This is a genomic window from Methylomusa anaerophila (genome assembly GCF_003966895.1).
In the GTDB taxonomy this organism is placed as follows: domain Bacteria; phylum Bacillota; class Negativicutes; order Sporomusales; family Sporomusaceae; genus Methylomusa; species Methylomusa anaerophila.
Genome location: NZ_AP018449.1, coordinates 256,174 through 276,339, shown reverse-complemented (window position 1 = coordinate 276,339; position 20,166 = coordinate 256,174). Strand labels below are relative to the sequence as shown.

18 protein-coding genes are annotated in these 20,166 nt (G+C 41.9%); all 18 read left to right on the top strand.

Annotated elements, in window-relative coordinates:
• Positions 1-3: 3 nt before the first annotated feature.
• Positions 4-1,521 (top strand): nitrogenase component 1, encoded by a 1,518-nt coding sequence (locus MAMMFC1_RS01120; protein WP_126305723.1) that lies wholly within the window; start codon positions 4-6, stop codon positions 1,519-1,521.
• A 57-nt stretch (positions 1,522-1,578) separates the two neighbouring features.
• On the top strand, positions 1,579-2,457 hold the full coding sequence (locus MAMMFC1_RS01115; protein WP_126305722.1) for an ABC transporter ATP-binding protein: 879 nt from the start codon (positions 1,579-1,581) through the stop codon (positions 2,455-2,457).
• 810 nt (positions 2,458-3,267) lie between these two features.
• Positions 3,268-4,653 (top strand): S-layer homology domain-containing protein, encoded by a 1,386-nt coding sequence (locus MAMMFC1_RS01110; RefSeq protein ID WP_126305721.1) that lies wholly within the window; start codon positions 3,268-3,270, stop codon positions 4,651-4,653.
• A gap of 357 nt (positions 4,654-5,010) precedes the next feature.
• Positions 5,011-5,592 carry an NUDIX hydrolase gene (locus tag MAMMFC1_RS01105; protein WP_126305720.1) on the top strand — a complete coding sequence of 194 codons (582 nt, stop codon included), beginning with the start codon at positions 5,011-5,013 and terminating at the stop codon, positions 5,590-5,592.
• A 46-nt stretch (positions 5,593-5,638) separates the two neighbouring features.
• Positions 5,639-6,382, top strand: a complete 744-nt coding sequence (locus tag MAMMFC1_RS01100; RefSeq protein ID WP_158618596.1) for a class I SAM-dependent methyltransferase — start codon at positions 5,639-5,641, stop codon at positions 6,380-6,382.
• Positions 6,383-6,424: 42 nt separating this feature from the next.
• The gene (locus tag MAMMFC1_RS01095; protein WP_126305718.1) at positions 6,425-6,934 is read left to right on the top strand and encodes an NUDIX hydrolase; all 510 of its coding nucleotides are present in this window, start codon (positions 6,425-6,427) and stop codon (positions 6,932-6,934) included.
• A gap of 597 nt (positions 6,935-7,531) precedes the next feature.
• A complete protein-coding gene (locus MAMMFC1_RS01090; protein ID WP_126305717.1) occupies positions 7,532-8,131 on the top strand; it encodes a pyruvate kinase alpha/beta domain-containing protein in 600 nt (199 codons plus the stop codon).
• Entirely contained in the window at positions 8,131-8,832 is a 702-nt protein-coding gene (locus MAMMFC1_RS01085) for a TorD/DmsD family molecular chaperone (protein ID WP_126305716.1), read from the top strand. Before MAMMFC1_RS01090 ends, MAMMFC1_RS01085 begins: the two co-directional genes overlap by 1 nt.
• Positions 8,833-8,854: 22 nt before the next feature.
• Entirely contained in the window at positions 8,855-11,446 is a 2,592-nt protein-coding gene (locus MAMMFC1_RS01080) for a molybdopterin-dependent oxidoreductase (RefSeq protein ID WP_126305715.1), read from the top strand.
• Positions 11,447-11,460: 14 nt separating this feature from the next.
• Positions 11,461-12,012 (top strand): DMSO/selenate family reductase complex B subunit, encoded by a 552-nt coding sequence (locus tag MAMMFC1_RS01075; protein ID WP_126305714.1) that lies wholly within the window; start codon positions 11,461-11,463, stop codon positions 12,010-12,012.
• A 263-nt stretch (positions 12,013-12,275) separates the two neighbouring features.
• The gene (locus tag MAMMFC1_RS01070; protein ID WP_145987593.1) at positions 12,276-12,995 is read left to right on the top strand and encodes a hypothetical protein; all 720 of its coding nucleotides are present in this window, start codon (positions 12,276-12,278) and stop codon (positions 12,993-12,995) included.
• A gap of 21 nt (positions 12,996-13,016) precedes the next feature.
• Positions 13,017-13,484 carry a DEAD/DEAH box helicase gene (locus MAMMFC1_RS01065; protein ID WP_158618595.1) on the top strand — a complete coding sequence of 156 codons (468 nt, stop codon included), beginning with the start codon at positions 13,017-13,019 and terminating at the stop codon, positions 13,482-13,484.
• Between the two features lie 165 nt (positions 13,485-13,649).
• Positions 13,650-14,042: a hypothetical protein gene (locus MAMMFC1_RS01060; protein WP_126305711.1), complete on the top strand. Its 393-nt coding sequence runs from the start codon at positions 13,650-13,652 to the stop codon at positions 14,040-14,042.
• A 963-nt stretch (positions 14,043-15,005) separates the two neighbouring features.
• Positions 15,006-16,127, top strand: a complete 1,122-nt coding sequence (locus MAMMFC1_RS01055; protein ID WP_145987592.1) for a hypothetical protein — start codon at positions 15,006-15,008, stop codon at positions 16,125-16,127.
• A 69-nt stretch (positions 16,128-16,196) separates the two neighbouring features.
• Positions 16,197-17,363, top strand: coding sequence for a MalY/PatB family protein (locus MAMMFC1_RS01050; protein ID WP_126305709.1), 1,167 nt, complete (start codon positions 16,197-16,199; stop codon positions 17,361-17,363).
• 16 nt (positions 17,364-17,379) lie between these two features.
• Positions 17,380-18,510: a nucleotidyltransferase domain-containing protein gene (locus MAMMFC1_RS01045; RefSeq protein ID WP_126305708.1), complete on the top strand. Its 1,131-nt coding sequence runs from the start codon at positions 17,380-17,382 to the stop codon at positions 18,508-18,510.
• Between the two features lie 21 nt (positions 18,511-18,531).
• On the top strand, positions 18,532-19,353 hold the full coding sequence (locus MAMMFC1_RS01040) for an aminoacyl--tRNA ligase-related protein (RefSeq protein WP_126305707.1): 822 nt from the start codon (positions 18,532-18,534) through the stop codon (positions 19,351-19,353).
• 24 nt (positions 19,354-19,377) lie between these two features.
• Complete coding sequence (locus tag MAMMFC1_RS01035; RefSeq protein ID WP_126305706.1) at positions 19,378-20,166, top strand: ABC transporter permease; 789 nt, start codon at positions 19,378-19,380, stop codon at positions 20,164-20,166.

Below are 20,166 nucleotides of genomic sequence, written 5' to 3'. Positions count from 1 at the left end.
TAAATGGATTACATTAGAGAAAAAGCGCCGCCGGTGCGGGAAGACAGGTTGAAAGCCTGCAGCGCTTATGGCGGCTCCTGCTGCAGCCTGGTGGATAAAGGAAGAAAGGGCTGCCTGAACGGCATCGACAGAAAATTTGCCCAGACCCAGATATGTCAGTTAAACTTAAGTTTGGCCATTATAAATACCATCCGTGATATCGTGGTTATCGTCCATGGACCCATTGGCTGCGCCGGCGGCAGTCTGGCCCAGGCCGGGGTCAATAAAAACTTCAAACAACTCAGGGACAGCACTTCCCGCGGCCTCTTGTGGGTCAACACCAATTTGGGTGAAAATGAAGTTATCAACGGCGGGGAAAACAATTTGCGGGAAGCTATTCTTTATGCCGATAAGGAATTCCGTCCCAGCGCCATCGTCATTGTCAACAGTTGTGTACCGGCTATTATCGGCGATGATGTGGACAGCGTGGTGGAGCAGGCGCAAAAAGAAGTAGAGGCCAAAATTGTACCGGTGCACTGCGAAGGGTTCAAAACCAAAATCGCGGCAACCGCCTATGACGCCGTATACCACGGCATATTGCGCAGTTTGATTACAACCGAGCCGGCCCAAGTGCAGGATACAAGAGATGAGTTTGAAATTTTACAGGAAAAATACCGGGCCAGCCGTACGATCAATGTGTTGAATGTTTCGTCCATGAGCCGAATTGACGAATACGAACTGGTCCGCTTGCTGAAAGCGCTGGATTTGAATTTGAATATACTGCCTTGCTATGCTCATCCCGAGGACTTCCAAAAAGCTACGGAGTCTGCCCTTAACGTAAGTATTTGCGCTACTCATGACGATTACTTTTCCGAACATCTGAAAACTTTATTCAACATTCCGTTTATTCTTCGCACCATCCCGATTGGAGTAAAATACACCAATCGCTGGCTGTTGGATATAGCCAAATTTTTTGACATTGAGAAGCAAGCGCAGCAATTCATTGACCAGGAAGTAAAACTTCTGGAAGAAGGGCTGGCCCCCTTCCGGGAAATATTCAAAGGGAAACGCGCCTTGATCGGCGGCGGGGAGATCCGCGTTATCGCCAATGCCGAGCTGCTGACTTATCTGGGGTTTGAAGTGGTAGGACTCAGGGCGTACCATTACGACCAGTTTGGTGACGAAATGCTGGATGAGCAGGCAGCCATCGAGCAAGCAACGTTTAATGTTGCCACCGGACAGCCTTTTGAACAGGCAAACCTTATTGCCAAATTAAAGCCCGACCTATTTGTCGGTCATGTGGGCGGCAATGTCTGGGCGGCCAAGCAGGGGATTCCTTGTGCGCCTTTATTTCATCAGAGCCAGTTGTTCCTGGGCTACGCCGGTATTTATGAATTTGCCAGACGGGTGGCCAGGATACTCAAAAACCCCTCTTTTAACCGTAGCTTAGGCGCCAACAGTCAGCTGCCCTATTTTGACAACTGGTATAAGAAAGATGCATTTTCCTACATTGACGAAGGAGATCTGCAGATACGGGCATAGTTTTGGCCAAAATCATCATATGTTTCGTCCTATTAGCAAAGAAGGGAGTTGAGGTAGATGTCGGTCAGTCAAACAGGGCCTTTGGCGATAACAGACGCCAAAATTGTTGCCCGTAATATTCGCAGGGTGTTTCAGATCAAACGTAATGGTGATGACAAACCCACTGAATTTGAGGCTATCAAGCAATTAGACCTCACCGTAAAGCCAGGTGAATTTCTGGCAATCGTCGGACCAAGCGGTTGCGGCAAATCCACTTTTCTGGATATGATTGCCGGTTTGGCGCGCCCTAGTTCCGGCGAAATATTTATGGATGGCAAAAAAATCACCGGTCCGGCTCTGGACAGAGGAATTGTATTGCAAGGCTACGCTTTGTTTCCGTGGCGTACAGTACGAAAAAACGTGGAGTTTGGTCTTGAAATCAAAAAAGTTCCTTCCAAAGAGAGAAAGGAAATTAGTCAGCGGTACATTGAACTGGTGGGGTTGAAAAACTTTGAAGACCGTTATCCCCACGAGTTGTCGGGCGGTATGAAACAACGGGTGGCCATTGCCCGGGCCTTGGCCTATGATCCGGAAGTCCTGCTGATGGATGAACCGTTTGCGGCCGTGGACGCCCAGACCAGAGAGACCTTGCAGGAAGAGTTGCTCCGTATTTGGGAAAAGACTAAGAAGACCATTGTTTTCGTTACCCACGGAATAGACGAAGCCGTGTTTTTGGCCGACCGGGTCGCGGTCATGACCGCCCATCCCGGCACCATTAAGGAAATAGTCACCATTAATCTGCCCAGGCCCCGCGACGGCATCCGTTCGTCAGCCGAGTTCGGCTGGATACGGCATAAGGTTTGGGAGTTGCTGCAGAATGAGCAATCCCAGGAAAAGAAGGCCAAGCCGGCAGATTCCAGTATAGCCGAATCCATATCTTCATCCGCTGCGTTATAAACTGCCTGAATCATCAGGATGCTAAAACAAAATGTTGCACAAAATATACAGAATAAGTTATTCTATATATTGACAATAATCTAAATGTGTGATATAATCTTTTTGACCTTAATTAACAAATTGTTTAACAAAGGACAACTGGCTGGCTAAAAGCTGGAGGCTGTGTTCCATCAACTTGGAATACGGCCTCTTATTTTTATCAAAGAAATTTCAACCCGGAATAAAAGGAAGCCGCCGCCCCGACCAAGAGTTGAGCGATTTCCTGCCCAGCAAACCTCATGAAGAGGTCTACTTTGCTATGTGTATAGCATCGTTTAACCTCCGCATGCAAGGTTTGGCATGACGGAGGTATTTTTTTATTATATACCTGGAATTATCTGGAATACTTTCGCCGGAATAAAAGGAAGCCGCCCGCCCCGACCAAGAGTTGAGCGACTTCCTGCCCAGCAAACCTCAGAGAAGAGGTCTACCTTGCTATAAGTATAGCACCGTTTAACCTCCTCATGCAAGGTTTTGGCAAGGGGAGTTATTTTTATCTTTAGATTAATTTACAAAATGTGACATAGATTCATGATAGTTTTTCATTTCTACTTAGCCTAAACTATGCGGTCTTTCGCCAAAAAAACCAAGGCTGAATAAGAAAGGGGGGGAGGATGCTGTTATTGCGGCTCCTTGGTCGGCGGTAAGATAGGTTGAGCAAAAAAAGGGTATATATTTATTGAGGAAAACCTGGACGCTCAATAGGCATTACCCTCTTAAACTGCTTAACTGGTATCTGAAATCTTACATATTTTTAAGGGGGAATAAAAAATGAAAAAGAAAAAGAATTTTGTTTTAGCTCTTGCAGCCGCGTTGAGTCTGAGCGTTGTCGGCACCACGCTGGCTGCTCCCGCCAATCCTTTCGTGGACGTTCCCGCCCAGCACTGGGCCTATGACGCTGTTAACAAACTGGTTAAAGCCGGCTTAGTCAGCGGCTATGGCGATGGCACCTACAAAGGCGACAGAGCCCTTACCCGTTACGAAATTGCTACTATCGTCGCTAAAGCTTTGGCTAACTCGGAAAAAGCCGACGCTGAAACCAAGGCTGCTTTGGATAAACTTCAAGCAGAATTTGCTACCGAACTGAACAATTTGGGAGTTCGCGTCGCCAACCTGGAGAAGAATGCTTCTTCCATCAAATTCACCGGTGACGCCCGTATTCGTTATCAAAATAACTGGGGGCTAGCAGCTAATAATACCAGCAAATCTGCTCCGACCCGTTTTGAGGAGCGGATCCGTGTGAACCTGACCGCAAACGTGGCCGATAATCTGAATTTTTTGGGCCGGCTGGAGGCCTCAAACCGAAGCAATAATCGCGCTGTTAACGCAGGCATAAAAACTTCCGGTACCGATCCGGTATCGGTTGATCGGGCTGAATTTGAATGGAATAGAGGCGATACCACCGTACAGGTAGGTCGCTTTATCCCGTTCTCCTCTGCCGCCTCCCTTGGTCAAAACCAACTGCTGTGGGGGACTGGCGCAATTGACGGTTTCTACATCAGCCAGAAATTTGGCAAATTCGGTTTATCTGCCGGTTACGCCGATTTAACCAGCAACTGGAAAAATTCTCTTGGCAATACTGGTTCAGCTTTTACCAGCGTCAATGTGACTTTGGCCAGCCTAAAATACCAATTTGATAAAAATGCCAATGTAACTCTCGGCTACCTGAATGCCCTCCAGCCTGAACAAACCGGTTACAAGTTCAAACAGTTGGCTTACGGCACAACCTTTAGAACCGGTCAGTTCACCATTATCGCTGAAGGTGTGAGAAACAATGCCGCCAATCTTCCTTCCAATGCGGAAAAGAACGGGTTCTTTACAAGATTGCAGTGGAAGACTCAAAACCTCCAAAAGCCGGGCAGTTATTTCCTGTACCTTGACTATCTCCGCTTGGGCAACTGGGCGATTGACTCTGCGAATTTCGGCCATAACCTAAATATTGCCGGCAGTAATGGCACTTATAACTGGGACACCAACGTTTATACAGCCGGGGACGGTGCAAAAGGCTTTGGCCTCGGCGTCAATGTTACCATAGCCAAAAATACCGACTTTGAAGCCAGATACTACAAACTCAAGCCCTATGATAAAAATCAGTCGGGGGCTGCATTCGACGACTATAAAGACGGCTATCAGTTCATCACCAATTACCGCTTCTAATTGTTGAATATGTCAAAAGGGCTGTCTTAGGCAATGAGACAGTCCTTTTGACATATTCAAAGTGTTTGTAATTTCTCGCTAATTTCAATTCTTTTCTTTAATGCGTTTCATATAGAAAATATTTGTGAAGAAGTACATTGTTTGGTGATTTCACTGGCGATTTCACTAACTTGACAATTGCCAAATAGTGTATTACAATAAAAAATAATTAATACTATCTGGATTGACCGGTTGGTTGCTGGAGATCATCTTCTTTTTACAAAAGAAAATGATCTCTTTTCAATTGGCTTTTCTTCTGTTCCAACCATATATTTTTCATTGTTGAGAGAAAAGCCACGTAAGGAGAATGAAAATACATTGAGAAATAAACAGGTTTTTGTCTCTTATAAACTTGAATCAAATGAAACAAGTGACTTTAAATATTGCCCTTCCTGCGGCGCGGAATGCGCTGAAACAGAGGAGGGAGGACGCCGGCGGAGCGCATGCCTGAAATGCGGCTTTATACATTATAAAAATCCTGCCCCGGCAGTATCCGTATTAATTGTAAAAGAGGATCAGGTATTGTTGGGCAAACGGGCGGAGGGCGCTTTTCAGGCGGGAATGTGGTGCCTGCCCTGCGGGTTTATTGAATTCGATGAAGACTTTCTTACGGCTGCCAGACGCGAGGTACGGGAAGAAACCGGGCTTACGGTAAAAATTCAATCAATCCTCAGCGTTATGTCCAACTATTTGGCCGTAAATTTACATACATTGGTAGTCGTCTTGTTAGCCAGGGCCATAGACGGAGAACTTAGACCGGGCGATGACGTGGCAGCGGTGGAATGGTTTCCGCTGGCCGGTCCGCTGCCGGAAATGGCTTTTGAAGCCGATGCGCATATTATCGAGAGATACCGTCAAACCAGAACGAACGGAGCGCCGGTGGATGCGGATTTTGCATAGCCGATTACAGCCGGCATTGTTCAGAAAATATAAGGGGGCAACCAGGATGGACAGTAAAATGCGTTTTTCCGGCCGGGTAGATAACTATGTCAAGTATCGTCCGGCTTATGCCCGGGAATTTATTGATTATCTTGTGAAGGACGTTGGTGTATCTTCAGGCGCAGTTGTCGCTGATGTTGGTGCTGGGACAGGCATTTTTACCAAGCAGCTTGCCGACAAGGTAAAAACCATCTATGCGGTTGAGCCAAATGCAAATATGCGGGCTGCCTGTATAGATTACTGCCAAGGCTATGACAGTGTTTTGGCTGTTAACGGCAGTGCCGAGGATACGGCATTACCCGATCAAAGCGTTGATTTCATTACTGCCGCCCAGGCATTTCACTGGTTTGATGCTGACAAGACTAAAAAAGAGTTTCAGCGGATAGTAAAGCCAAACGGCAAGGTTATTTTAGTATGGAATACACGGGACAGCAGTAATAATTTTATTAAAGAACATAACGAGTTATGCAGCAAGCTTTGTCCTGATTATAAGGGTATTAGCGAAAACGCCGAAAAATGTAATGCCTTTTTCCGGAAGGGACAATATGATTACAGGATTTTTGAAAACAATAGCATATTATCGCTGGAAAGTTATATTGGCAATACGTTGTCTGCATCATACGCTCTGAACAAAAAAGACAAAAACTTTAGAACGTTTATTGATAGTTTGACGGCAGTGTTTGAAAAATATAGCATCAATGGGAAGATCTTATTATTAAATAATACTCATAGCTATGTTGGCGAAGTGTAAATACTTTATCGAGAGAAGTATAGGTTTGAACAGAGGTGTAACATGGAGCTTTGGGACATTTTAGACGCGAACGGCAATAAAACAGGCAGAACAATTGAGCGGGGTCAGCCGTTTCGCGAGGGAGAATATCATTTGGTAGTACACGTTTACCTTATCAATGCCAAAGGGGAATTTTTAATTCAGAAGCGTTCACTGAGCAAGCGCGTGCTGCCCGGCATGTGGGATATGACCGGTGGAGCCGTACTAGCCGGCGAGGATAGCGCAACAGGAGCTGTTCGTGAAGTCGAAGAAGAATTGGGAATTGCCCTTTCTCATAAAAAGCTTTCTATGATAGCCAGACTCAAAAGAAAAAGTAACTTTATCGATATTTGGGCAACCTCTATAGATGTTTCCCTGGAGGATGTGGTAATGCAGGCTGGCGAGGTTGATGCGGTTAAATTCGTGAGTGCCGACGACATGATAAAAATCATTTTTTCGGCGGAATACCGCGAGGATAACTATAAACAAATAATCCTCAATTTTCTAAAAAATATACAGGGGCAATCAATTTAACTGAGGAGAAGGGTTTATGACTAATAATAAATGGCTTGCCAAACACGTAGAACTTCAGCCGGTTATAATTTGCGATTTCGGGGTTGTAAGCCTAAACGCCCGAAATTTGATAGTGTTATGTATAGATTATTACTGATTAATGAATTGCCCCCGCATTCTTTGCTGAGGAGAATTAAATCCATAGTAATAGCATACTGTCAATTTTAAGTATACCCTAACCTGACGTCAACCAAAGTACTAAAGCAATCACCCGGAATTGCTGTTTAAAGGTCAAGCTCCTCAGGAATTTAAACAAGATAATATTCCGGACTGGGTTATTTAATCACTAAAAAGAGTTGACAAAAGATCCGCCAGGATTATACTTTTTCTTGAATATACAAGTTTTTTTCTTAAATATTGACAACAATCTTGATGTGTAATATAATTTGGACTAAGCTAATACGGAAATAAGTTCTAAATTATACTGCTATTTCCTCTAAATGCATTATGGAGTTTGAATTAACGGACAACTGGCTGGCAAAAAGCTGGAGGCTGTGTTCCATTAACTTGGAATACAGCCTGTTTTATTTTATTTGGAAGGAGAGAAAATCAAAAATTATGGAAAGAAAGATTGTCTATTTCGAAGAGATTACACCGGAGAATACTGAAATTACTTTTAACCTGGTTCAAGAAAGACTGAAAGATTCGGGAATTCAGAGTGTGGTGCTGGCTTCCACAACCGGCGCCACGGCCCGAAAAGCTTTGGATTTATTTGCCGGCAGAGACGTTAAATTGATTGTAGTGCCGCATCAGTTTGATTTTAAGCAAAGAGAAAATCGTTTTCCCCCGGAATTAACTAAAACTCTGCGGGAATCCGGACATGAAGTGCACTTTGGCACCATGCTTTTTCATACTGATCAATTGTACGGATCCAATACCCCTACTCTCCTAGCCAATCTGCTGCGTACCTTTTCCCAGGGATTTAAAGTCTGTTTTGAAATAGTTTTTTCGGCCGTAGATGCAGGCTTGCTAAAAAGCGGCGAACAGGTGATAGCGGTGGCCGGGACGGGCAAGGGAGCAGACACCGCCCTAGTAATACAGGCAGCTTCTTCCCAAAGTTTTAAAAACCTTCGCGTCAACGAAATTATTTGCAAGCCTCTTAATCCGCTGAACATAGAGGAAGTAAAAGAAAAATTAGCGCAGGAAAACGCGAGATAATGATTCAGAGTCAACCCCAGTGGGAGCATATTCACCCTGCCCTGGACGTTAGAATTTTTGCCTATGATTTCTTACGCCGGATATTTTTGGAGGAACCTTCTGCAATCTACCTGAAGACCATAGTGAAAGCAGGTCTGATGGAAGATTTCCCTTTTTCCCGGGAAAGTGAAATGATTGGCCGGGGAGTCTGTCAGGTTGCGGATTACCTGCGGGAGTATGATGTTTTGAATGAGAAGATTTATGACCGGTTGCGTTGGGATTACACCAAGTTGTTCATTGGCCCTTACCAGTTGCCGGCGCCGCTTTGGGAGTCGGCTTATTTGTCTGAGGAACGTTTGCTTTTTCAGGAATCAACCTTTGCGGTCCGGTGCGCTTATTTCCAATACGGTTTTTTACCCAGGAACTATCGCCAGGAAGCGGATGATCATCTGGGTCTTGAATTGGATTTTATGTACCAGTTGGCCTGTCTGGCCAGAGAGAAGTCCAATGCCCAATCACCGGAAATCCGGGAAATTCTCCGCGACAGCAAGCTGTTTTTAAAAAATCACCTATTAAACTGGGTACCGGCTTTAGCCCGGGATATCCGTCAACATGCCGGCACAGGTTTCTACCAGGGAATGGCGGCCATTCTGGACGGTTATCTGCAGATTGATCTCGAAGCTCTCGGGGAACTGATCAATGTTGAGGTGATCCAATCTTAATGATTACGGAGGTGATAATGGTATGAATCTGTTGGAAAAAGCGAAGTACTATCCCATTAGCCGTCGAACTTTTCTTGAAATGACCGGAACAGCCGTTGCCGGTACCGTTGCCGTCATGACATTTCCCGTTTGCGGACTTTTCCGGGCGGAAGCTGCTTTCGCAAACGGAATCAATCAGGAAGGCCGGTGGGTTAACGCCGCCTGCTGGCACAATTGCGGCGGACGGTGTGTACTCAAAGCTTACGTAATAGACGGGGTAGTGGTCCGGCAAAAAACTGATGATACGCACCCGGATTCGCCTGATTTTCCGCAACAAAGAGCTTGTTGGCGCGGGCGGGCGCAGCGGCAGCAGGTTCTGGGGGCTGACCGCCTTAAATATCCCATGAAGCGGAAGCATTGGCAACCTGGCGGCGGCAATAAGGAATTGCGCGGCAGGGACGAGTGGGTGCGAATTTCCTGGGACGAGGCATTAGACCTTGTGGCCGATGAATTGAAGCGTATCAAGGCGGCCTACGGTAATCAGGCCATCCTGGGGCAGGTCAGGCAAGGGATGGAACGGACCTTATCTCTTTTTGGCGGTTATACTACCTCCTGGGGTTCCACCTCCTGGGGCACTTGGGTTGACGTAGGCCCGGCGGTCATGGGACCATATGGGGATGCGTACTCAAGCACCGGCAACGACCGGCTGCGTCTGAGACAATCCAAATTGATCATTATGTGGGGAGCAAATCCGGCCTGGAGTTCGGGGGGTAACCCGGCGTACAATTTTTTGCAGGCCAGGAAGGCCGGCGCAAAATTTATTTTCATTGATCCTTTCTACACCGACACAGCCAGAGTACTGGCGGATGAATGGATTCCCATCCGGCCGGCTACCGATGCGGCGTTATTGCTGGGGATGGCGTATGTGATGATTACTGAGGATTCACCGGCACGGCCTCTGATTGACTGGGAATTTCTCAACAAATGTACTGTTGGCTTTGACGCCGGCCATATGCCGGCAGGAGCGGATCCGAAAGAAAATTTTAAGGACTATGTATTAGGAATTGAGGACGGCCAGCCCAAAACACCGGCATGGGCAGCCGAAATTTGCGGCGTGGCTCCCGAAAAGATTAGGCGGCTGGCCATTGAGTATGCTACGACAAAACCGGCGTCAGTCATCTGCGGCGGCGCCTCCACCCGGACGCATCGGGCCGAGCAAACGGCGCAAGCATTTATAACCCTAGCCTGCATGACCGGCAATATCGGCGTTCCCGGTGCCGGAACGGGATTAAGCTGCCATAATCGCGCCGGCAATGCCGGTCCTGGTTTAGTCAAAGCCGGCGACCCAGGAGTTCCGGCAATCAAAAACCCTCTAACTTCATCTATCAATCAGAATGAGTTATGGGATGCCGTGTTAACGGGAAAATACACCGCCGGCAAGAATGACAGGCGAGATATTGACATCCGTTGCGTCTATTATGACGCAGTGGCCACCCTCAATCAAAAAATGGGCGCCGCCAAAGGTATCGAAGCCCATCGGGAAAAACTGGAATTCGTGGTAACTCAGGCCTTCAATTTGAATACGCAGGCAAAATTTTCGGATATTGTGCTGCCTATAACCACGCAGTGGGAAAAGTACGGCGGTTTTATCGGTTACGGCACTTCCTTTAGCAGCAACCGCGAAATTCTTCTGTGGTTCAGTCAGGTGGTGGATCCCGTCTTTGAAGCCAAAGATGATATTTGGGTCGCTGTGGAAATCGGCAAACGTTTGGGTCTTGATGCAAAACAAATCGACCCCGTTCCATTGAAACAACAAGTATTTAACCAGGCTGCCGGCGCCATGGTTATTGCCGATAACGGCCAAGATTATGAAAAGCTTGTTACGATTACGGAAGAAGATATCGAAGAATTGGGGGTTACCGGCAAACCGCAAACCGGACGGATTGCATTCCGGGAATTCCGGGAAAAGGGGATTTATCAGGTACAACGGGCACCGGGCGATCATTTCGGTTTCACCGAATTGGAGGATTACCGCAATAATCCTGAGAAGTATCCGCGGGCGACGCCAAGTAAAAAAATTGAGATTCACTCCCAAAAATTGGCCGATAAAATCACCAGCTACGGGTGGACGGTTAAAGCGCCGATTGCCAAATATGAGAAACCGGAAGAAGGATACGAGGACACTTTTCAAGATTGGAATAACAAAGTAAAAGGGGAATACCCGCTTCAGTTATATACTATTCATTATCCCCGCCGAACGCATTCCCTCTTTGACAATGTCCCCTGGCTGCGGGAAGCTTTCCCGCAAGAATTTATCATGAATACCAGCGATGCCAGGAGTTTGGGCCTGAAACAGGGGGATATCGTTAAAATCGCCAGCCGCCACGGTGTCGTCGTCCGGCCTTTGTATCTAACGGAAAGGATGATGCCCGGAGTGGTAACCCTCGGTCAGGGCGCCTGGATTGAGCTTGATGAGGAAAATAGCGTGGATAAAAGCGGCAATGTCAATATTCTTGAAGGCGGGATTCCCACCGGCCAAGGCCACATGGGCGCCAATTCCTGCAACGTGAAAGTGGAGAAATATGACCAAGAGCTCCTGCCTGATGTGGAGTGGCCGCAGCGAATTGTTTTATGAAGGGTGTGAGAGATATGGCACAAAAAGGTTTCTTTTATGACATGACTGTTTGTACCGGCTGCAAAACCTGCCAGATTGCCTGCAAGGATAAAAACAACCTGGAAGTGGGCGTCCTTTTCCGTAAAGTCGATTACTTCGAAGGCGGCAAATATCCGGATCCCTGGGCGTATCCCCTGGCGATTTCCTGTAACCATTGCGCCAAACCCAAGTGTGTGCCAAGCTGCCCCGTAGGTGCTCTTGCCAAGCGCCCCCAGGACGGTATCGTCACGCAAAACAGAAAAAAATGCATCGGCTGCGGGGCGTGTATCCGGTCTTGCCCGTATAAAGCCCCTCAATATATTGCCAAAGAAGGTAAAGCAGGAAAATGCGACTTATGTGCCGATTTAATCGATAAAGGGGAAAATCCGGCTTGTGTGGACGCTTGTTTGATGCGGACCTTACAATATGGCGATATAAAAGATCTAAAAAAGAAGTATGGCGGCACCGCCGATGTGAAGGGGTTGCCGGATTCCTCCCTAACTTCCCCTTCGCTGGCCATTAAGCCTAACAAGCAAGCCCGGCGCTAATCCTTTGGTCAGGGGCACCGGATACAACACTTGCAACTAAAAAGACTCTGCGATACTTTGAAACTGTATTGCGGGGTCTTTGCATCTTGCAGTTTTACATTTTATGGCTATTTTTCACTCCATCTCTGCACCGTTCTTGCTCCCGTATTTTCTCAACATATGGAAGCGGCCATTGACAAAATATCTAAATATAATAGAATCTAATTAGAGTTGCGGGCAACTGACCAGTAATCCAGCTGAAGGCTGCATTTCATGGTTGCGGAATGCAGCCTTTAAAAATTGACTGTGATAAGTTGGCACTTATTTCTAAACGAAGGGCTGAAGATTTTTCTATGAATAATAATGTTATTTATGAAGTAGAAACCAGAGTTTACTTTGATAATCCCGATGAAGCCATGATTGCCTTGCCTTTTTTAAAACAAAGTTTAGATAATGAAATAGAATGGAAAACAGGCAGCTATGGCCTAGACTTATTTAAATCAGGCAAATTACTTAGAGTCTCGGAAATTAATTGGAACAATAGCAAAAAAAATTTTTTGGGATACAAAGAACCTGATATAGGAAAATTGTATAATATCCGGATTGAACAAGATGAGGAAATAACGGATGGAATTCAGGATAGTTCAATAGTAAAAACTCTGAAAGGAAATGGCGTTTTGGTTACTCCCGGCAATGTGGATGAAGTGTTGAGATCACTGGGATATGAAGAGTTTATGTCATTTGCGGGAACTAATTTAACCGGTAAGTATGAGGATTTATCACTCAAACTACTGTCATGCCCAATTCTCAAATACCCCTTGCTGCTGGAGATTGAGAAAACGGCAAAAACATTGGAAGAAGCTTTTAATAAAGAAAAAGAGTTGCAGGATTTTATCGCCGGATATGAGCTGAAAAGTCGAGTCATTAAGAAAGAACCGCCGACCTTACTGTATGAAGCAGTATTTAACGAGGATACAACTGGAGGTTTTACAATAGATTCCTAGTGGATGTTTTGGAGGCCGGTTATGCCAGACTATGCATGTATGGAGAGTTTTCACCCAATAGTCAAAGAGTGGTTTTTACATACCTTCGCCCGCCCCAGTATGCCGCAGGAGCTGGGGTGGCCGGAAGTCAATGCGGGCCGAAATGTGTTGATTTGCGCTCCTACAGGGTCTGGGAAGACCATAGCCGCATTTTTAAAATGCCTGGATATCATGTACCAAACCAAGAAAATCACTCAGGGAAAAAATCCGGGATTCCGAGTGGTGTACATATCGCCGTTAAAGGCTTTAAACAATGATATTTACCGGAATCTGGAGATCCCGATCAAGGGGATTGAGGAGACGGCAAAACATGCTTCGGTTCCACTGCCGGCGATCAAGGTTGCAGTTAGAACGGGGGATACATCGCCAAAAGAACGGCGAGGGTTATTGACAAATCCACCGGATATTCTGATCACTGTTTACCGAAGGGGCTGTCGCCCTGATTCATGAGGCAACAGGCGGTATCGCCAGAAAGATTAACAACCTTTGTTCCGCCACCCTCTTAAACGCAGCCATGACCAAACGACAATTAATTGATGATCATATGGTCCGGGTGGTGGTGGAAAATGAATTTGGTGTTTAATAGCCCTCATAGTCACACGGGAGGTTGTGACTATGTACATTGAAAAACGGGCCAACGGAACTTATTATTTACGCGAATCCAAGTGGGACCCCAAATTGAAACAAACAGTTTCTACGGTCACTTACCTGGGCAGAAACGCCTGTAAGGCCCATGCGAAATTGGCGATATTGACCCAAAACGAAGACTTGCTTTATGAAATGGCTCATATTTATGATTGCGACGAACTGCTCGTAAAGATCATCAAATCGCTGGAAAATCACAAAAAATCTTGTGACTATATTAACATCAATTGCATATTGGAGCACTGTATCATATCTCTTGAAAGGCTTTGGGCTGTAGGCAACAACGAAGCTGCGTTGCAAGCGGAATGCCTGAGATGCCGTCACTATTGCATAGCTATTGTGCGTATTACGATAAGCAGTTAGCTCAGGTTCCGACATCCTCACCCTTGTAGAGCGTTTCAGCCATACCGGGTGATCGGTAATACTATGCCGTAAACTTTGCCTGTGCGCATTCTGTGGACAGCTTATCCCCACTACAATGCGTACGGGCTGGGTTTCGGGCGATGATCGCTAACTATTTGAATCTATTTTTCGGCTTTATGGTAACCGCCACTTTCATCTAGCCGCTACTAATTCTGAGTGATTGGCCGCCAAATAATCCGGCTGGTAACACCATAATCCGCAAATTTGTTTTTTAGCAGGAGATCGACACTTTGCGGAGTTTTTACATATGTTCAATATAGTGCCCAACGCAGGCGCTTGTTCTTTTTCCGCAAAACTATCAATTCCTCGCTATGTGCGTAATCGCATAGCATTTTGCCTTTTCAAGATTAGTCGGCAGTGAACTATATTACTGGTAACTGGTAATAACTTAAATATCAAAAAATATAGTACCATTCTACATCTGGGTTATTTTTTTACAGGTTGAGTAAATAGACTGTTATCAATTGAGTTGGAATATAGATAAATTTGTCATTTTGTAAAAATATATGTAAGTACAGATGAGAAATTGTCGATAAAAAATGGTTGAAATTGATGATAATTCCAGATATAATACATAATGTAAACTGTTTTTTCTATTAATGCCAATTTGCATTGAAATTTTGTCTGATAACATTATAGATACAATATTTTGTATTTAATGACTGACTTAGCAAAAGGTAAGAGGTCATATTCCTGTAAAAATGGAATATGACCTCTTTAAATTTAGCAACAATTTTTAAGAAGCGGAAGAGAACAATACAAAAATTTGACGTATATGAATGTAATTTTAAATTTTACAATTGTTATAAAATAGCAAAGTGGTTGTAAGATTATCACCCCAAAGTGAGACTTTAGAGTAATTCAGAATAAAAATACGACAAAAATCCATAAATCATAGGCTTCTTGGCGGAAATGATGATTTATGGGCTAGTAGCAACAAATAGCTTTATGCTATTCACCTTTGCTATTTATATTATAACACAAATGTATAAAATAATTGGGGCTGATAACAAAATGATATTAGATTTTGATTTAATAGAATCAGAAAATTCGTGTAGTCAGAGTCTTTATTGTTCAATCGTAAATTGGTATAAATTGGATTACAAAATTTTGTTTTTATATACTTGGTCATTTTGGTTTAATTCAGAAAATAGCGATATCCCGATTGGTCTTAGGATAGGTAGGAAAAATGATAAAATGAAAGATATTTTAAATTCATTCTTTTCTATTCAATTTCAACAAATTGATACCTCTCAAGATTTTAGTAATGAAATTATTGAAATAATTCATAATGAATTATTAAAGAACAAGCCAGTCATAGTAGGTACGAATTTATATTGGTGCCCCTGGTCGAAAAAGTATAAAAAAGAGTCGCGTTATCCAGACAAACGAATACATCCCGAGGATTGCGATAACATCATAATCATAGGTATAGATTTTGATAAAAAAATTGTTTATTGCAAAGAGAAAAATACGGATAATAAATTTGTTTTTGCTACATTCAATGATATTATATATGGCTGTAAAAAGTTAAATTTGCTTGAAAAAGGAGATAAAAGTGGTCCGAGAAACAATTTTGATTGGAAAAAAAGTATAAAGCGATCGCTTGAATATACTAATCAAAATATTTTTACTGAAAATGTTTTTGAAAATATGAAAGAATTGGCTCTTCATTTGAAAAATGTAGATTTGGACTTAAACAGTGAAAGAAATGGATTAAGTGATTTGTATTTAGCAGATATTCCTTTGCTGGATAGAATAATGAATATTGGGAGAGCACGTAAACAATTTGCAAAAGTATTGCAGTACTTTGTTAGGAATTTTGATGCCAACCAGTTGTCTCCTTTCATTAACGATTTTTATGAAATTCGAAACAAATGGGATAATATAAAAATTATTTTTTTAAAAGGATTTAAAGTAAACAGATTAAGCAGGCAAACTTTGGATTCCATTGCAGATGAAATCAATAACCTTTCAATACTAGAAGAAAAAGCTTTTTATGACTTACGTAATATCGTTAAGTGACAGAACATATCCCAAAACAATTATATCAGCTGATTCATCATTATAAGTTGAGTAAAGGGGGAGATAATTATGTCGAGAAATTTTGATGAGATTATTAATCGTAAAAACACATGGTCACTTAAGTGGGACTTTAATTTTCAGCAGCATGATATCCTGCCTATGTCAATCGCAGACATGGACTTCTATTCCCCAAAGGCTGTTGAAAATGCAATTATTGAAAGAGCTAAACACGGGTTGTATGGATACGTTGGTGTGCCAGATACATTTAAGAAGATTATAAAAAGTTGGATCAATAGACGCCATGAATGGGATATAGATGAAGAATGGTTATTATATAGTTATACGGTTACAGCTTCAATTCGTAATATTATTCCGGCATTTACGGATCCTGGTGATAAAATTTTAATATTAACACCTTGTTATGGTTCATTCAGCTATAGTATTACTCTTAATAACAGGGAATTAGTAACAAGTCCATTGATTTTACAAGAGAATTATGCTATAGATTTTGACGATTTCGAGAAAAAACTTTCTGAAGGTGTAAAATTATTCATTCTTTGCAGCCCTCATAATCCTATTGGAAAGGTTTGGACAAAAGATGAACTTTTAAAACTTGGAGAACTTTGTATGCTATATAATGTTTTAATAATTTCAGATGAAATTCATTCGGATATTGTTTTTAAAGGATACAAACATATTCCAATTGCTTCATTGTCCTTTGAATTAGCGCAAAATTCTATTACATTTATGTCCGCTGGTAAAACCTTTAATTTATCTGGTTTAGGTGCATCTTATATAATTGCTCCCAATTCTGCTCTGCGAGAAAAATTCAAAAAACAATTGAAGCTTACAGGAGTTCACGAACCTAATATTTTTGGAATTGTCGCTGCAGAAGTGGCCTATTCTTATGGCCAACAATGGTTGGAAGCAGTTTTAGATTATTTACAGAATAATTATGATTTTATGTCTAAATTTTTTTCAGAAAAAATCCCGGAAATACGTGCTGTTAATCAAGAAGGTACATATTTGGGATGGCTTGATTGCAGGAAAATTAATATAGATTGCAACGAATTAAACGATTTCTTTACGAATAAAGCTAGGGTAAAGTTGAACGATGGGAAAGCTTTTGGTGAAAATGGTACTGGCTTTCAAAGAATAAATTTCGCATGTTCCAGAGTAATTTTAATAGAAGCATTAAATAGAATTCAACTGGCTGTAAATAAAATTAGTATATAAAAAGGAGTATAAAACTATGCCTTTTGAACCTAATAAAGAGGCGGAACTCGTATTATATAGTTCAAGATTAAACATTACAGAGTCAGATAAAAGTAAAATAACTGAGATAATTATCAATAACGAAATTGATTGGGGAACTTTTTTATATTATTGTTGTCATCATAGAGTAACGCCTCTGGTACTGAAAACTTTTTGGCAGCTTAATTTAATTAATTCTATAGAAATAAATGTATATAATGCCATGAAATCAATTTGCGATCATGTAAAGAGAAAAAACATAATTTATTATACCGAAATAGATATTATCAACAAACAATTTTATAATCATGAAATAAAAGCAGTTATGTTAAAAGGAGGAATATTGGCGCCATTCGTTTATAAAGATATTTCTCTTAGACAATTTGGAGATATTGACTTTCTCGTTGATATGGACGATATATCCATAGTAACAAAAATATTAGAAGAAAGCGGATTTATCCAAGGAACTTATGATAAAGTTAAGCGCAAAATAATACCTGCTACTAAAGATGAAAAATTAAATCGTAGGCTCACAAGCCATGAAATATTTCCTCATGTAAAAATTAATGATAACTCTGGCATTCCTGTTCATGTTGATATCAATTTTAGTGTATTTTGGAATGGGAGTATAAAAAATAAAAATAAATTTTTTTTTGATACCAAAAAAATAATAAAAGAAAGTCGATTAATAGATCTCAATCATTCTAAAGTATATATGTTGTCTGCTGAATATCAAATTATTCATTTGTGTGCTCATCATTATGGAGAAGCAGTTAACTTTTGTTGGGAAGGAAATTGGCTGAGGGATAAAGCTGAAATTTCTTTATATAAATTTTGTGATTTGCATGAACTAATTATTAGTGAAAATATATCATGGATCAAATTATATGATATTTGTATTGAAAATAAAATTGAAAAACCTATATATTACTCTTTAAAAATAGTAAATATTTTATTTGGAAATATTGTGCCTGACGATTTCTTAATTAATCTAAATATCAATCAAATGGTTATTAATGAATTTTATGATAAAGATGGAGTATCTAAATACTGGGAACTTGATTTATTCGATAGGATGTTTAAGATAAAAGAGAAATTTTTTGAAATAAAAAGAAAAGGAATTTTATAATTCATCTGTGGAGGAGATATAATGTGTTGTTTTCACCAGGACTACTTGGATAACAGTTACCTATGTTTTTCAAGTGATTCAACCAAAACCTTAAATTTCATTGATGATTATTTTAAAAATTGGATACTAGCTCAGGGAGGCCAAGAATATCATGTCCCTGCATTAATAAATAGAAATGTTTTGGAAAAATGCGGGTATTTTTCTTCATTTCCTCAGCATCTTACGGTAGCAGGTTTTGTGAAACCGGAGTTTTATCCTAACGTTGCCACAGATTCTGAAGTGAAAGATGAGTATATTGCTATGAAAGAACAATATCTTACCCCGGCTGCTTGCTTACATATATACCCAATGCTTGAAGGAGACAATATTAAAGAAAATACGGCAATTACAACCCTTGCTAGAGTGTATAGATATGAACATGGTAATTTTGATGGGATTACTCGGCTGTGGGATTTTACTGTCAGGGAAATTGTATTTGTTGGAGCTAGTGATTATGTGCTGAGGCAATTAGAAAAGACAAAACAATTGGCACTAGAATTTACCCAAAAATTAGGATTATCTGCTGATATTATTGAAGCTAATGATCAGTTTTATCCATCGCAAAAAAATATAATTAAAGCTAAGCTGCAAAAAGCAAACTCACTAAAACACGAGTTATCATTACAAATTAAAGAAAAACAAGTAGCGATTGCCTCATTTAATTTTCATGATACTCATTTTAGCAAAGCATTCAATTTTGATGATGGAGGCAAGATTGTAACAGGCTGTGTGGGATTTGGCTTAGAACGTTGGTTAGCTGTAATCAATGAAAATAACATTCATTTGGACAAAGTTACCTATTAAAAAGCAGTATTTGAGGTTGAACAGATGAGAACCTATTATGAAATCATGAAAATAGCCTTGAAAAATTCACTTGCTTACCGTTTGGATACCCTAATTAGTATTTTGGGCAGCATTATTGCTTTGTATGTTCAAATTTACTTGTGGAGATCGCTGTATGGGGATTATCGCATAAGCCAGTTGTCGCTTCATGATATGATTACTTATCAAATCATGGGAATTATTTTAAGTCTTCTGTATACGGATACAGTTGCTCGAGAAGTAGGAGGGAAAGTTTTGGACGGTTCTATTTCTCTGGAACTGCTCCGACCTTACAATTTTGCGGCCGGCATGTTTTCCCGAACCCTGGGAGATACACTCAGCGGCTTTGCTGCGAAAGGCATAGCGGTTATTATATTTGCCGTGATTGTTTTAAATTTTAGATTAAAAATAAGTTTACTCAATGTCCTGTTGTTGATGGTTGCGCTGGTCTTAAACATCATTATCTATTGGCTGCTGCATTATATGATTGGCTTGCTGCATTTTACGTTTTTAAACGCGGGGTGGTTTGTCAGAATACTCCGGGATACTGTTCGTATCCTGGGGGGAGGGGTCATTCCCTTATGGTTTTTTCCGGACGTATTAAGAGAAATCTCTTATTTTCTTCCATTTCAGCTTCTATATCAATTTCCTCAAAGCTTATCTGTCAATAAAATATCTACCGGCGAGTTGCTTTTTAACCTTACGGCGGCCTGTTCCTGGATTGTGCTGCTCGGCTTCGGGACATTCTATTTGTGGAAGACGGGCATAAAAAAGCTGATCATACAGGGAGGTTAG